Source organism: Alteromonas sp. G4i35, assembly GCF_054960375.1.
In genome coordinates this window covers 37,774-52,103 of the sequence record NZ_JBHNZD010000015.1, presented here as the reverse complement: position 1 = coordinate 52,103, position 14,330 = coordinate 37,774, and the positions used below count along the sequence as shown (strand labels likewise).

Annotated in this window: 12 protein-coding genes; 7 read left to right on the top strand and 5 right to left on the bottom strand. The window is 45.9% G+C overall.

The window, feature by feature from the left end; translation table 11 throughout:
* Positions 1-30 precede the first annotated feature (30 nt).
* From ACFI6L_RS11335 to ACFI6L_RS11325, 3 genes are all read right to left on the bottom strand, one after another.
* Entirely contained in the window at positions 31-1,329 is a 1,299-nt protein-coding gene (locus tag ACFI6L_RS11335) for an ABC transporter permease (protein WP_462574023.1), read from the bottom strand.
* The gene (locus ACFI6L_RS11330) at positions 1,329-2,132 is read right to left on the bottom strand and encodes an ABC transporter ATP-binding protein (protein WP_075177275.1); all 804 of its coding nucleotides are present in this window, start codon (positions 2,130-2,132) and stop codon (positions 1,329-1,331) included. Before ACFI6L_RS11330 ends, ACFI6L_RS11335 begins: the two co-directional genes overlap by 1 nt.
* A gap of 222 nt (positions 2,133-2,354) precedes the next feature.
* Positions 2,355-2,642, bottom strand: a complete 288-nt coding sequence (locus tag ACFI6L_RS11325; RefSeq protein ID WP_014951121.1) for a YebG family protein — start codon at positions 2,640-2,642, stop codon at positions 2,355-2,357.
* 246 nt (positions 2,643-2,888) lie between these two features.
* Here ACFI6L_RS11325 and rpsF point away from each other — a divergent pair, with 246 nt between their 5' ends.
* The 7 genes from rpsF (at position 2,889) to ACFI6L_RS11290 (ending at position 12,041) form a co-directional block, all read left to right on the top strand.
* Positions 2,889-3,290, top strand: coding sequence for a 30S ribosomal protein S6 (rpsF, locus tag ACFI6L_RS11320; protein WP_014951120.1), 402 nt, complete (start codon positions 2,889-2,891; stop codon positions 3,288-3,290).
* 11 nt (positions 3,291-3,301) lie between these two features.
* The gene (gene rpsR, locus ACFI6L_RS11315; protein ID WP_012519954.1) at positions 3,302-3,529 is read left to right on the top strand and encodes a 30S ribosomal protein S18; all 228 of its coding nucleotides are present in this window, start codon (positions 3,302-3,304) and stop codon (positions 3,527-3,529) included.
* A 26-nt stretch (positions 3,530-3,555) separates the two neighbouring features.
* Entirely contained in the window at positions 3,556-4,008 is a 453-nt protein-coding gene (gene rplI / locus ACFI6L_RS11310) for a 50S ribosomal protein L9 (protein WP_012519953.1), read from the top strand.
* 459 nt (positions 4,009-4,467) lie between these two features.
* On the top strand, positions 4,468-7,653 hold the full coding sequence (locus ACFI6L_RS11305) for an efflux RND transporter permease subunit (protein WP_462574022.1): 3,186 nt from the start codon (positions 4,468-4,470) through the stop codon (positions 7,651-7,653).
* A 13-nt stretch (positions 7,654-7,666) separates the two neighbouring features.
* The gene (locus ACFI6L_RS11300; protein ID WP_014951118.1) at positions 7,667-8,755 is read left to right on the top strand and encodes an efflux RND transporter periplasmic adaptor subunit; all 1,089 of its coding nucleotides are present in this window, start codon (positions 7,667-7,669) and stop codon (positions 8,753-8,755) included.
* Positions 8,756-8,851: 96 nt separating this feature from the next.
* Positions 8,852-10,897 (top strand): TonB-dependent receptor, encoded by a 2,046-nt coding sequence (locus ACFI6L_RS11295; RefSeq protein WP_061096100.1) that lies wholly within the window; start codon positions 8,852-8,854, stop codon positions 10,895-10,897.
* 13 nt (positions 10,898-10,910) lie between these two features.
* Complete coding sequence (locus ACFI6L_RS11290) at positions 10,911-12,041, top strand: PepSY-associated TM helix domain-containing protein (RefSeq protein WP_239244240.1); 1,131 nt, start codon at positions 10,911-10,913, stop codon at positions 12,039-12,041.
* Here ACFI6L_RS11290 and ACFI6L_RS11285 read toward each other — a convergent pair.
* Both ACFI6L_RS11285 and ACFI6L_RS11280 read right to left on the bottom strand, forming a co-directional pair.
* Positions 12,019-13,449, bottom strand: coding sequence for a HAMP domain-containing sensor histidine kinase (locus ACFI6L_RS11285; protein ID WP_462574021.1), 1,431 nt, complete (start codon positions 13,447-13,449; stop codon positions 12,019-12,021). The two genes, ACFI6L_RS11290 and ACFI6L_RS11285, sit on opposite strands and share 23 nt — an antisense overlap.
* Positions 13,446-14,135, bottom strand: a complete 690-nt coding sequence (locus ACFI6L_RS11280; protein WP_014977663.1) for a response regulator transcription factor — start codon at positions 14,133-14,135, stop codon at positions 13,446-13,448. Before ACFI6L_RS11280 ends, ACFI6L_RS11285 begins: the two co-directional genes overlap by 4 nt.
* Between the last annotated feature and the right edge of the window lie 195 nt (positions 14,136-14,330).

Below are 14,330 nucleotides of genomic sequence, written 5' to 3'. Positions count from 1 at the left end.
AACCGGAAACAACGCTGTAGGCATGGGTATTTATGAGTTCGCGTTTAGTCCCGCGTGTAGGCCGCGTCTGTAGGCCGCCACAGCGGGGAATAGCGAAACCAAGTATGTGCACCCCAGTATCAGTAAAATGATAATAACACTGCTTTGTCCAAACAGTGGGCTGCTTAAAAACAACCCATAGGTACTGCTTAACCAAGGTTTTAGTGCGCTCATAAGCCCAGCTACCAAGCCTAAACTCAGTGCGGCACTCACAATCGTAAGCAGCATCGCTTCAATCTGTATGAGTAGCAGTAAGGTAAACGGTCCTGCGCCTATAGTTCGTAAAACGGCGATTTCTTGATAACGCTCTCTCATCGTTGCCAGCAGCATAGTCGCAAGCCCAATTAGCGCGCAGATGACGATAAGACCGGAAAGGCCAAGCAATAGCGATTCAACATTTCCCATAATTTGCCAAAGTTCTGCGAGTGCCATGCCCGGTAGAATAGCCATTAGCGGCTCTTTTTTACTTTGATTAATTTGATACTGAAGCTGCAGTGCAGTTACCCGATGTTTAAGCCCCAGCATCACCACGGATACTGACTCAGGCGTAAACGCTTCGCTATTGTAAACTGCATGTTCTTTTGTATGCTCATGCTCATGCTCGTTCGCCTTGTCAGCAGATTTACGGCCTAACATTGAGGTGGGGGAATGTTTAGGTCCTGTGTGGGCTTCTTCAAGTCCCTGTAGGGTAACGTATACGGCTTTATCTACGGGCGTACCGGTTTTCTTAACTATGCCTGAGATAGTGAAAGGGTGATCATCATGGTTGTTGAACGATACGCTACCCAGACCATGGGAAATAATAATCTTATCCCCTACCTTGTACCCCAATGATTTGGCGATATCTGCGCCAACAACGGTAGACAGTGGCTGCGTAAATGCCGAGCCTGCTGCCATTTCAAGTGATTGCATATCACCGTATTTAAAGTGGTCGAAAAAGCTGTTGGTCGTACCTACTACTCTAAAACCTCTGTGGGTATCACCCAAAGATAGTGGGATAAGCCACGATACCTGCTTGTTAGATTGAAGCGCCGCAATACTTTTATATTCAATACCTTTGGTGGGAGTGCCTATATTAAACACTGACGACAGGAGTAAATTAAGCTGTCCACTTGGTGCGCCAACAATAAGATCAACACCAGAAACGGTGCGCGTAAAACTGGTTTTAACTTGGGTGCGAATAATGTCCACGCACAAAAGTAAACTAATGCTGATGGTAATGCTTAAAAGTGTGAGGATTGCCGTTGTTTTCCTGCGCTTTAAGCTTTCAATAGCAATGGTACTTAGCATTACGCACGCTCCTGTGCTTTTGGGGCCTCATCGCCTCGCGTTTTTATGTGGTTTGTACTTGGGCTTAATTCACTCATGCTGCAGTGGCGGTCGAAATAACTCTCCATGGCTTTATCGTGACTAACAAAAATCATGGTGCTTTCACCTGCAACGTCTTTTAGCAGCGACATAAAACTATCTCTGGCATCGGTATCTAGGGCAGAGGTAGGTTCATCGACAATTAATAATTGTGGGTCGTTAATCAGTGCTCTGGCAATGGCAACGCGCTGCTGCTGACCAATACTCAATGCGTCAGCTTTCGCATGCAGCACGTGAGAAGGCAGCTGTAGCTTGTCCAGTAAATGACGAAGCTTTGCGTCTGATGCTGTCTTGCTGACGTTTGTACTTGCAAAATACACCGCCGCATTAATGTTCTGTGCCACAGAAAGGTAGGGAATAAGATTAAATTGTTGAAAAACAACGCCGATATTGCGTGCTCTAAACTTGTCCCGCTGTCGGTTCGATAATGCGGAGAAAGGCTGCGCTAATAAGGCAATGTCGCCCTGAGTTGGAGTTAATGTTCCGCACAGCAAATTGAGCAATGTGCTCTTTCCGCTACCCGAAGGCCCTGAGAGAAAAACGTGCTCACCTTGCGAAACTTGCCACGCTTTAATGTCAATGATGGGGGGGCTTTCTTTGGTGTACGAAAACTGTAAATTGCTAACTTCAATCGCTGTGTTACGCTCTTTATTCACTGCGTTGTGCTCTTCAGACACTGCGTTGCGCTGGGAGTGAGTGCTATTGTTTTTATTGATGGTATTCACGCTAAGCCCGACCTGTATTTACGTCTTATGTTCACATTAGCAAAAGCGACACGTCTGTTCACCCAGTTAAAAACCAGAGAAAACACATTGCCGCGTTGAGGTAATGTTATCAAATAACATTTTTGCGTATAGCTATGCTATCAGATCTCATCAGCCTAAAGCGGCAATTGCTCTTATTAATTGCTCATCATAACGACGCAAAAGAGAGGCGCGCCTAAATTATCAGCCGTTAGCTTGTAGCTTTACTACTTCTGCGCTTTCATCTTCTAATACGCTTTCTGCGGTAGCGCCTTTGAAAATCTTACTGATTTTATCTTTGTTTTTAGACAGCATGATGGTGAGCTCTTCCACTACGCTATCGTCTAGCTTGATGCCCTTCGCATGAATGTAGTCAGCAAGGTTATCTGCTGCATCGAGCATTTTGTCATACTGATCGGCTTCTTTTTTGTCGGTAGTTACCAATTTTTCTACCCCTTTGTGCGTAACAACATACTGTGTGGTAATGGCCATGGTAGGTCCCCTGTTTATTAAAGACACAAAAACTGTACAGCATTTTGCTGTATAAATAAACAGTATTTTGATTAAATGTCTGAGCGTAGTGTTTGGGAAAAGGGCAGATGATTGTTCTAAAGGTGATTAATGCTTGTGCAATTAGTAACTGCTGCGTATAATGCGCGCCCTTACAGCCATCCCAATTCGTTCCTTGTCTCCATACAGTCGGCTGTACTGTCGAGGCTACAACCGTAAGGAGCTATAATGCGTCATTACGAAATCGTATTTATGGTTCACCCTGATCAGAGTGAACAAGTACCTGGTATGATCGAGCGTTATACCACAATCCTAAAGCAAGACGGTGGTCAGATTCATCGTTTAGAAGATTGGGGCCGTCGTCAACTGGCTTACCCAATTGAAAAGCTGCACAAAGCCCACTACGTACTAATCAATGCTGAAGCGTCTGCAGAAGCTGTTGATGAATTGGAAAATGCTTTCCGTTTCAACGACGTGATCCTACGTAACATGGTTATGCGCACTAAGACTGCTGTGACTGAGCCTTCTCCAATGATGAAAGAAGAGCCTCGTCGTGAGCGTCGTGACGATTCTGCTCCTCGCCAAGATCGCGCGGAAAAGAAAACTGAAACCACTGAAGACAACGCTTAAGGAGATCACCCATGGCTCGTTTTTTCAGACGTCGTAAGTTCTGCCGTTTCACTGCAGAAGGTGTGACTGAGATTGATTACAAAGATATCGCTACTCTTAAGAACTACATCACTGAGAGCGGTAAAATTGTCCCTAGCCGTATTACTGGTACAAGCGCAAAATATCAGCGTCAGCTGTCCTCTGCGATCAAGCGCGCACGTTTCCTTGCGTTGCTTCCGTACACTGATTCACACAAGTAATTTGGCGAATATAAGGGTTAGCTAAGATGAATATCATCCTACTAGATAAAATCGCCAACCTTGGCGGCCTGGGCGACCAAGTGACTGTTAAGTCTGGTTACGCTCGTAACTTCCTTTTCCCACAGGGTAAAGCGGTTCCTGCAACTAAAGACAACGTTGAAAAGTTCGAAGCACGCCGTGCTGAACTTGAAGCGAAAATTGCTGAGCAACTAGCTGCTGCTAACGCACGCGCTGAAAAAGTTGCTGAGCTTGCTGAAGTTACAATCGCAGCTCCTGCTGGTGACGAAGGTAAACTATTTGGCTCTGTTGGTACTCGTGACATCGCTGATGCAATCACTGCAGCTGGCGTTGAAGTACAAAAAGCAGAAGTTAAACTACCTACTGGTACTCTTCGTGAGACTGGTGAGTATGACATCGACTTACAACTTCACTCTGACGTTATCACTTCAATCAAAGTGATCATCATTGCTGAAGCGTAATCGCTGACGTATTTGAAAAAAGCCGCTCCTAGAGCGGCTTTTTTTTGCTCTAAATTTTTGTTCGATACTTAAAGACCAATACCAATCCGCATAGATGATTGCCCACCCAGAAGGCGCTGGCAAGTTTCCTAACAAAGCGTGGGAATGCAGGGATGGCCGTTGCTTTTCAAATTCCCAGAGTGAAGCTTGCCAGACCTTCCCGAAGGGCGAGTTTAAAATATCCCTACCCTCACTCCACGTCGCGACGCCTAAATAACGATGGGTGTAAGCAAATATGTCCAGCGCCGACAAATGGCGTATTTTTGAGGTCCACTCATCTGCGATAAATAACGTTTTTTAAACGGTATTTAAACAAAATGTTAATAATCGCTGAAATTCTTAGTGTCATGGCTTTAAACTTTTTCTGTCATTCCTGCGACCTATAGTAAACCAAACAATAAAAAGCATAAGTGCCATATTATGGACATCACTAAGCAAGCAATAAAAAACGCGACCGGGGTAGGTATAGGAATAACACTGCTGGTATTTTTAGGGCTATATAGCCTGTTTAATTTACCTGTACAGCTGTTTCCTGACATTGAACGACCGAATATCAACATCCAGACCTCGTGGCGCGCTGCGTCGCCCCAAGAAATTGAGTCGGAGATCATTGAACCTCAAGAGGAAGTGCTGCAAGGGATCCCTGGCCTTGAGTCGATGAATGCATGGGCAAACCAAGGTAATGCGTGGATTAATCTAGAGTTTGGTTTAGATACGGACATGCAGAAAACGCTCATTGAAGTGATTAGCCGCATGAATCGCGTACCGCCACTACCTCGCGATGCCTTGTCCCCTAATATTATGCTTGCTGGAAGTGGGGGAGACGCCCCCGCTTTGACCTACTTTTTTCTTCAGCGCCTTCCGGGCAATCCAAACGAAATTAATACCTATGTAACCTTTTTTACCGATGTCATTAAACCTCAGCTTGAATCCATCCCGGGCGTTGCAAGGGCGCGTATGGAAAGCGGGGTTGGCGGCGTTGAGGAGTTTCAAATTGTTTTCGACCCGTTTAAAGCGGCGCAGTTAGGCATTGACCTAACGGCAGTTGCCAACGAGTTGGGGCGTGCGAATGATATTTCAGGCGGCTTTGTCGATGTGGGCAGAAGACGCTATACCCTGCGTTTTGAAGGTCGCTACGAGCCTACGCAAATGGGTGAAATGATCCTTGAATGGCGAGACGGCAGCCCTATCACGCTAAATGACATTGCCGAAATTAAAATCACCCGCGCTGACGGTGCAAACTACAGTGTGCAAAACGGCAATCCGGCTATATCTATTCGCGTAGACAGACAAAACAACGCCAATGTTTTAGCTACCTTAGAAGCCGTAAAAGCAAAAGTTGCACAAATAAACGAACAGGACTTGGCCCCTGAACAGTTAGTAATGGCGCAAAGCTTCGATGCCTCAGTGTTTATCTATAGAGCGGTGCAGCTAGTTACCAGCAATTTATTTATAGGCGTGCTGCTTGCCATTGCCGTGCTTTGGCTCTTTATGCGCCAGCTGCGGGCAACGCTCATTGTGGCATTGGCCATTCCTATCTCACTACTTAGCACTTTTGTGGTGCTTCAACTTACCGGTCGCTCGCTCAATATCATTTCACTGGCAGGACTCGCCTTCGCGGTAGGTATGGTGCTAGATGCCGCTATTGTCGTGCTGGAAAACATTGTAAGAACGCGCAAGAGCGCCGAAGCCGAAATCGAAAATAAAGACCCAAATTCACAAACGCACATGGAGGATTGTGCCCATCGGGGAACGAAAGAAGTGTTTGGTGCCCTCATGGCGTCAACAGCCACCACCGTTGCTATTTTTATTCCCGTCATGTTTTTGGAAGATGTTGAAGGGCAATTGTTTGCTGACCTCGCTCTTACCATTGCCATTGCAGTGTGTATGTCGCTAGTGGTTGCGGTAACGGTATTGCCTGTCGTTGCCGCTAAATACCTTAATGGCAACATGCCAGCTGATAGCTTACAGCGGGTATGGGCTAAGATAACCCGCGCTATTATGTCGCTATCAAGTACGCCGCTTCGCCGCCTTGTATTAGTCATAACACTCATGGGCGTGCCTATTACAGGTAGTGTTTTGCTTATGCCTTCCATGGATTATTTGCCGCCTGTAAAACGCGATGCCGTTGACGCCTTCTTAAGTTTGCCTGCAGGTGCCAGTGAAAACTTTATTAGTGAAGAAGTGATGCCAATTATCGTTGAGCGACTGCAGCCTTATATGGACGGAGAAAAGCAGCCCGCGCTGAAAAACTACTACATTATCACATGGCCAAATGGCGGAAATTTGGGTGTGCGCGCTAAAGATCAGTCTAAGGTCAAAGAGTTAGAAGCCATTGTTCGCGATGAAATTTTAAAGGATTTGCCGGATACACAAACCTTTTCACAACAGGGCAATTTGTTTGGCGGCTTTGGAAACGGTCGGTCAATCGACATTCATCTTCAAGGTACCGACCAAGCCATGCTCGGCATCGCTGCGCAAGCAGGTTTAGACAAATTGAGAGAAGTTTTCCCTAACGCTAATGCGCGTTCGAATCCTCCACTAGAGCAAGCTGAGCCAGAGCTTCGTTTTTACCCTAATGACAGCCGAATGATGGAAGTCGGGTTAAATCGCGGCAGTATGGGGAACCTAGTGCGTGCCATGGGTGATGGTATGTATGTGGGGGAGTACTTCGATGGCACCAAACGCATGAATATTATCTTCCGCTCAGCGCCCTGGTTTACACCCGAAGACTTAAATAGCACGCCAGTCATGACGCCATCAGGCGAGGTGGTGCAATTAGGCGAACTGGTAGGTATTGAAAGAGCCGTAGGACCAAGTCGTATTCAGCGCATTGATGGTCGAAGAACACTCACGCTAAACGTAAATCCGCCAGAGGGTATGAGTTTAGAAGAAGCCATGAAAGTGATTACCTCTGAGGTTGAACCTGCCATTATGGCCATGATGCCTACTGATGGCGCTATTAATTATGGTGGTAGCGCGGATAGCTTAAAAGGCGCTATTGCCTCGATGGCTGATAACTTTCTTTTTGCCATGGTGTTGCTACTGCTGTTAATGGCGGGGTTGTTTAAATCGTTAAAAGACAGCGTGCTGGTAGTACTTTCTATTCCGCTAGCCACGGTGGGCGGGGTGATTGCTATTCGTATCATGAACATCTTTACCTTCCAGCCCATGGACCTGTTAACCATGATTGGCTTTATTATTTTGCTAGGGCTTGTAGTAAACAATGCCATTTTACTCGTGCATCAGACTCGTATAGGAGAGCAAGAAGGGCTGACCCGTGATGACGCGGTAGAACAAGCAATCAAACTACGTTTACGGCCTATCTTTATGAGCACGCTGACTTCAATCTTTGGCATGCTGCCCCTGCTGTTGCTACCAGGTGCAGGCAGCGTTATTTACCGAGGTCTTGCGGCTGTTATTGTGGGAGGAATGACGGTGAGTACCATATTCACCTTGCTATTACTGCCTACCTTGCTGCGTATGACGGCTTCAACGTCATCTGTAAATATACTCAAACCCCTGGCCGAGCGCATAGAGAGCACTGGCGCTTCGCCGACTACCTCATCCACCGCAAAACAAAATAAATACAACGATCATGTGTAAGGAAAAGACAACCATGAAAGCAACGACTTCTACTCTCGCCCTTAGTTTGTTTACCTTATTTGCAAGCTGTGTATCGTTGAGCGCACAAGCACAGGATAGCAATCAACCACCGCCGGTGCTGGTACAAATAGATGAAGCCAGAGAGCAAGCGATTTCACAACTTACCTGGGTTCCTGGAACGGTACTAAGCGTTATCGATGCAAACCTTGCTTCTGAGGTAGACGGTCGCATCACTTGGATGGCAGATGTAGGTGATGTGGTAAAAGCGGGGGAGCCTTTAGTTAAAGTCGACGATACTCGCTTAAGCATTACCCGCAATCAAAATGCCTCAAATATTGCCAGATGGCAGTCGCAGGTTGAACTGTTTACCAAACGACTCGCGAGGTACAAAAACCTTCAGGCCAGTCAAAACACGTCCAGAGGCGAGTTAGAGGAAGTGGAAGCAGACTTAGAGAATGCTAAGCAGGAGTTAGCGCAAGCCAAATTGGATTTAGAATTCACCGAATATCAGATAGCACAAAGCAGTATTCGTGCTCCCTTTACGGCTTTGGTGGTTGAAAGGCTGCAGTCGCCGGGCGAATACACTGGGGTAGGGCAAACCCTGCTTCGCGTGGTAAACCCTGATAGCGTTGAAGTTCAGGTGCGCGCACCGCTCAACGTATTACCCTATATTGCTAACGGCATGAGCGTTAGCGTTCACAATAACGTGAACCAAGTAGAAGAATCTATTCGTGCCATTGTACCGGTAGGCAACAGTACATCGCGCATGATGGAGCTACGAATTGCCATCAACCCCGGTGACTTTCCTATAGGCAGTGCAGTGCGCGTGGCGTTGCCTAGCAGCGATACTCATGATGGTGTCACCATACCCCGCGATGCACTGGTACTAAGAAAGTCGGGCACCTTTATCTATCAGCTCAATGAAAATAATGAAGCGGAGCAAGTTAAGGTGACAACCGGGGTGGGGATGGGCGATAGAATTGAAGTGTTTGGCGATGTGAACCCGAAGCGCTCGGTTGTGGTGAGAGGAGCTGAACGTCTGCGTGCAGGCCAGAAAGTACGTTACAACAATGAGCGTGAGTCTTTGACAGCGAAGAACTGAGAGAATTGTAACAAATGTAAAAGTGCTATCCATTTAGACTAAAGTTAATGAGAATGTTTCTTATTTGTAATTGTTGATTATCAAATGGAGACATCCTTGAAAAAGTTAGTTTTAGCCAGTGCAGTATGCACGCTATCCAGTCCGGTAGTATTTGCGCAATCCCTAGAAAACCAGAATGAAGAAACCAAGTCTATAGAGCGAGTTGCTGTGGTAGGCGCAGCAACTAACTTGAGCATTACTGCCGAGGATATTGAGCAGTTTCAGGCAAACGATTTAGCTGACGTTTTTAGAGAGTCTCCGTCGGTCAGCGTTGGCGGTTCAGTAGGTGTAGCACAGAAAATCTTTATCCGTGGACTAGAAGATGCTTACCTGAATGTAACCGTAGATGGCGCGCAACAAACCTCAACCCTATTTCACCACATAGGCCGCGTGACGCTAGATCCCGATCTTTTGAAGCAAATCGATGTGCAGGCTGGTGCAGGTGAAGCAACCAGTGGCCCAGGTGCCATTGGTGGTTCAATCCGCTTTAAAACCAAAGATGCACAAGATTTATTGAGAGGCGACGAACAATTTGGTGGTCGAGTAAAAGCGAGTTATTTCTCAAACGAAGGCACCCGATATAGCGGCAGCCTTTATGGAAAGCTAAGTGATTCATGGGGCTTGCTAGGTTACTACAGCACGGTTGACAGAGATAACTTTGAAGACGGCGACGGCAACGAAGTGCTGGGTACTGCCGCAGATCAAGATCTCATGTTCCTTAAAGCCAGTGGTTACATTGCGGATAATCAATACCTTTCAATAAGTGCAGAGCAACGCGATGAAGAGGGTGAGTTTTCGGCAAGACCTAACTGGGTAGTACTAGAAGGTGCTCCACTTTATCCTAGTGAAGCAGAGCGTGATACCTACGTAGCGAACTACCGCTTTGACCACAGCGCATTGGTTTTCTTAGAGGCCACTGCATACCAAACTTCATCATCGTTCCGCGGCGGCCGTTTCGATTTCTTGTCTGATATCGATACCTATGGTTTTGATATTAGAAACACCACCGACATTTCAAACCACGTATTCACCTACGGTATCGACTATCGTAAAGATGAGGTAGAAAGTGGTCCTGGCGTAGGTCCTGTGCAGAACGCAGAAGAAGGCAGCGTAATGGGTATTTACGCGCAAGCTCATAGCAATATCACACCAGAGTTGTTGTTGAGCTACGGTGTTCGTTATGACGACTTTGATTTTCAGCAACAAATCTTGATCGATGACTATTACGGCACACCCGTTACCGATGAGCCATCTGGACTAGACGACAATGAACTTAGCTTTAACGTCGGACTTGAATATCAGCTTACCGAAGCTTGGACTCTTGGTCTTGGTTACGCAGAAGCGGCGCGCGGTAAGCAAATTGGTGATGGTTTCACGCTTGACGAATACTTATATGATGGTGAGGACGTTCCCGTTGTAGCCAGTGACGTGGTGCCTGAAACTGTCACCAATATTGAAGCGTCAATCGAATACAGCGCGAATAACCTTAATGCGCGCCTTAGCGCCTATGAATCTACTATTGATGATGTGCTATTTAGCGGTTATCAAGGAAACTCGGTATTTAATAATATCGGCGACCTAGAATCATCTGGCGTAGAGTTTAACCTTGCGTATCGCTGGGACTCTGTTGACGTGTACTTTGGGTTTTCAAGCGTAGACGTTGAATTGATGCCTCGTGAAGATCTGTACAGCGTACCCTATAACAGCATCGATATTAACGGATACGAGTTTGTTGGCTTAGGTAATAGTCGCGGTGATACGTGGGTACTTGGTGCAGATTACACCGTTACTGCAGACATTAGCGTTGGCTTTAACATCACTATGGTTGACGACATCAACATAGATACACTACATCAGGCCTTGGAAAACGGTTGGACCGACTCGCTTTATTCACTTAACAAAGCAGACTATACCCTAGTGGATATTTATGGCGAGTGGGAAGTCACAAACGACCTTCGCTTAAATCTGGCGGTAACGAACTTGTTTGATGAAGCGTATATCGACCATTCAAGTGTGGGTGACTACAGCGAAGTATTCCCAAGCGTTATTGGTCCGCAAGAAGCTGGACGAGATATTCGTTTGTCTGTGACTTACGATTTCTAAGCAACGCCTTTAGATGAACTTTTCCACGTTTAAAAGGTGGGTCTTTTGGGCCCACCTCTTTGCTGGCTTATTGGCCAGCATTGTCGTTTTCATTATGGCTTTTACCGGTGTATTACTCACTTACGAGCGCCAGTTCAAAGAGCTAAGTGAAATGGCTTATGCACAAACGATTGATATCGAAAAATCGGTAATCTCGACTGAGCGGGTTGTATCAATACTTCGTGAAAAGCATCCTAACGAAGCGCATATTTTTGTTCGATGGGTCAATAGCGAGGGAGCGGCAATTCCCGCATGGGCCGGCGAACACAGCTATCTTATTCACCCCTATACCGGAGATATATTAAGAGAAGGAGAAGGGGTCGTTGAAGAAGCATTTCATGTCATAACTGACCTGCATCGATATCTTTTAATGGAAGGGGATTACCAATTAATTGGCAAAACCATAACGGCTTATAGCAATCTTATTTTTATTTTTTTGCTGTTATCGGGAGTCATTATATGGTTGCCCAAACACATATCGAAAAAATCCTTAAAGCAGCAAATGTGGTTACGGCAAAAGTACACTAATAAACAGCACCGTCGCCGACATTGGCATTTTGTTTTTGGTATGTGGTCACTGCCTTTTTTAGTTGTGATTGGACTAACGGCTACCCTGTTTTATTTTGAGTGGGCAAACAAAGCATTGTATGGAATGTACGGTGAACAAGTCCCTACTCGCGAAAAGAAAGCTATGCCTGAGACGCTAGACGCCGACGTTGTCAGTTACGACACGCTATTTACCAAAGCTCAGCAACACGCCAATGAAAATGGCTATCAGGATTGGTATTCCATGTGGATGGAAATTGGCAAAAGTGAGGGTGTTGCACGGTTTTATATCGATAAAAGTATAGGGCACAGGCAAGAGTTAGCGTATTCACTGTATTTCGACACGGAAACCGGTGACATCACTAGGACACTTTACAAAACCGATTGGCCCAAAGGGAGTCAGGCTTGGGGTACCTCCCGCTTTTTGCACACGGGAGAATACTTTGGCTTTATAGGGCAGACCATCGCAGGGCTGGTAAGCTTGCTTTGCTGTATCTTAGTTTATACTGGCACACTACTTGGTGTGCAGAGACTTCTCAATTTGCGAAAGCAGCATTAAAAGACTTAGGCAGGGTAATGGTAACGACTAGCCCTGTTTGCTTTGTAGCACTAGCGTCTCTATGTAATGCGTTGCCTTTGATTAGTGCAGCGCGATTTATCGCCGAAATGTCGCCGCCCACAGCGGCAATTTGACGTTTCGCCAGTGCAAGCCCAAGACCAAAGCCAGAGCGCTTTGCGGCATGTACGTAGTTTTTGGCTGCCCGTGCCTTGTCAACCCTGAAAAAAGGTTCGAATATGGCGTCTAGCATTGATTCAGGGACGCCGGTGCCTTCGTCTGTAACCGTGATAACATAGTTATTATTATCGCTGGTCAGCGTTAAACTCACTTTGCTTTGCTCAGGGGTATGACGCAAAGCATTACGAATAATATTTTCTAACGCCTGACCCAAAGCAAGCTGGCTGCTCTTTTCAATATTCGCGCATTCAGGTGTGTCGCCATGCAAGGTTCTATCAGGGTATTCAAACCGCGCATCTTCACAAATAACATTGATAAGTTCTACCAAGTCAAAGTCATCGCTGTTCAATTGTGGCGATTCTGTATTTAGCCATGCAAAGGTTAGGGTATCTTCAACAAGCTCTCTCATCGTGCTCGCTTCATAACGCAGGCGTGAAAGTGCTTGTTCACGATTAATGTCTTGCTCTACAAAGTCTATTGCCATATCAATGCGGGCAAGAGGCGTGCGAAGCTCGTGAGAGAGATCAGCAAGCAAACTTCTTTGATTATAAATGAGACTGCTGGTTCTTTGGGCCATCTTGTCGAACGTTTGGGCAAGCCCAGTAAGTTCGTCATTTCGCTTGGGCATTGCAGCCATTGCACGGGCTTCTAAATTGCCATTTGCGAAATCTTTTGTGGCACTTTCTAATTGCTTTAGTGGCGTCATTAGGTGTCGATACAGCATAAAACTCAACAGACTTAATATCACTAGAGGTAATGCAATTTGAAGCGTTAAGCGTGTGGCGAGCAATAACGAACCTGGGCGCATACGCTGTGGAAGTTGAATTAAAAAGTGCGTATTGTCATCGACGAAGGGGACTTCCATCACAGGGTTTTCAGAAAAGTACAAATGTATTTTCCATTCGGGGCTGCGGCCTATTTGAAATCGGTCAACAAACTCATCTAACATTTGAGTGTCAGCGAATGTGGTCATTTGGGAGTTAACTACGGCAAGCCACGTGTCTTCCTTTGTCTTCACTTCTTGCAAAAAAGCAGCTAACGCTTGTTCTCCATCCTCCAGGTAGATTTTCTCCGCTTCTTGACCATAGGAATAAAGGGTTTCTTGATGAGCTTTATCGATAAAACTCATGCTGGTCTCGGTATGATTGGTAAGCCACGCGATGGCCCAAAATAACAGAACAGTACCAACGGCAATAAATGCGCACAGTCGCCATAGCAGTTTATTTTTCACGAAAAGCGATATCCTTGGCCGTGGACAGTGGCAAGGCGTTCAGGGGGCATGCCAGTCTCAACGAGCTTTTTGCGTACTCTAGACAAATGCATATCTAAGCTTCGGTCGTACCTCGAAAAGGGTTTGTTAAGCACGCTGTGATAAAGAAATGCTTTGCTCAACGTTTCCCCTTTGTTATCTACTAACATCCAAAGAAGCTTAAATTGTATTGGCGTGAATTCGAGTAGTCTTGAGTGGTATTTGGTAACTTGCTGAATGCGATTTAAATAAAGCACATCAACAATGATTTCCGACTTTTGCGTGCCTGAGTCGTTTAGTGTTTTGCTGCGTCGCAACAGTGCGTCGATGCGAAGCATCATTTCAGTAAAATTGAAGGGCTTGGGTAAGTAGTCATCTGCGCCCTTACGGTAGCCTTCAATCCTTTCTTGCTCGGCACCTGACGCGGTGATCATCATAACCGGTGTTTGCTTTATTTGCCTTAATTGGTTTAACAGCGACAAGCCGTTTAAAGAGGGAAGGCGTATGTCGAGTAACACAAGGTCAAAGTTCTCCTCAAGCACAGCTTGTAATCCAGCATTACCGTCACTTTCGTGGCGAGTGTCAAATCCTCGAGACTGCAACAGCTGTGTGATTTGTTCACTTAACGTCGCGTCATCTTCAACAATGAGTATTCGGGTTTTACGCATAATGGCTTCAGGAAAGAATTTTAAACATACTATTAATAATAGTTATCATTTGCAACTAATCGGTTTGTGACGATAAATGGGGCCGCTAACGCGCGCTTTTATATTGTTACAAATTTACTGTGGTGCTGATGGTTTCTCGCTTTACAATAACGGTTAACAGCTATCTTAGTGCTTGCGCTAAACTGCGGTGCTCTT

Bases quoted from the DNA above. Each gene is read 5' to 3' on its own strand.
- ACFI6L_RS11335 (WP_462574023.1), bottom strand. From the start codon at position 1,329: ATGCTAAGTACCATTGCTATTGAAAGCTTAAAGCGCAGGAAAACAACG.
- ACFI6L_RS11325 (WP_014951121.1), bottom strand. From the start codon at position 2,642: ATGGCCATTACCACACAGTATGTTGTTACGCACAAAGGGGTAGAAAAA.
- rpsF (WP_014951120.1), top strand. From the start codon at position 2,889: ATGCGTCATTACGAAATCGTATTTATGGTTCACCCTGATCAGAGTGAA.
- rpsR (WP_012519954.1), top strand. From the start codon at position 3,302: ATGGCTCGTTTTTTCAGACGTCGTAAGTTCTGCCGTTTCACTGCAGAA.
- rplI (WP_012519953.1), top strand. From the start codon at position 3,556: ATGAATATCATCCTACTAGATAAAATCGCCAACCTTGGCGGCCTGGGC.
- ACFI6L_RS11305 (WP_462574022.1), top strand. From the start codon at position 4,468: ATGGACATCACTAAGCAAGCAATAAAAAACGCGACCGGGGTAGGTATA.
- ACFI6L_RS11300 (WP_014951118.1), top strand. From the start codon at position 7,667: ATGAAAGCAACGACTTCTACTCTCGCCCTTAGTTTGTTTACCTTATTT.
- ACFI6L_RS11290 (WP_239244240.1), top strand. From the start codon at position 10,911: ATGAACTTTTCCACGTTTAAAAGGTGGGTCTTTTGGGCCCACCTCTTT.
- ACFI6L_RS11280 (WP_014977663.1), bottom strand. From the start codon at position 14,135: ATGCGTAAAACCCGAATACTCATTGTTGAAGATGACGCGACGTTAAGT.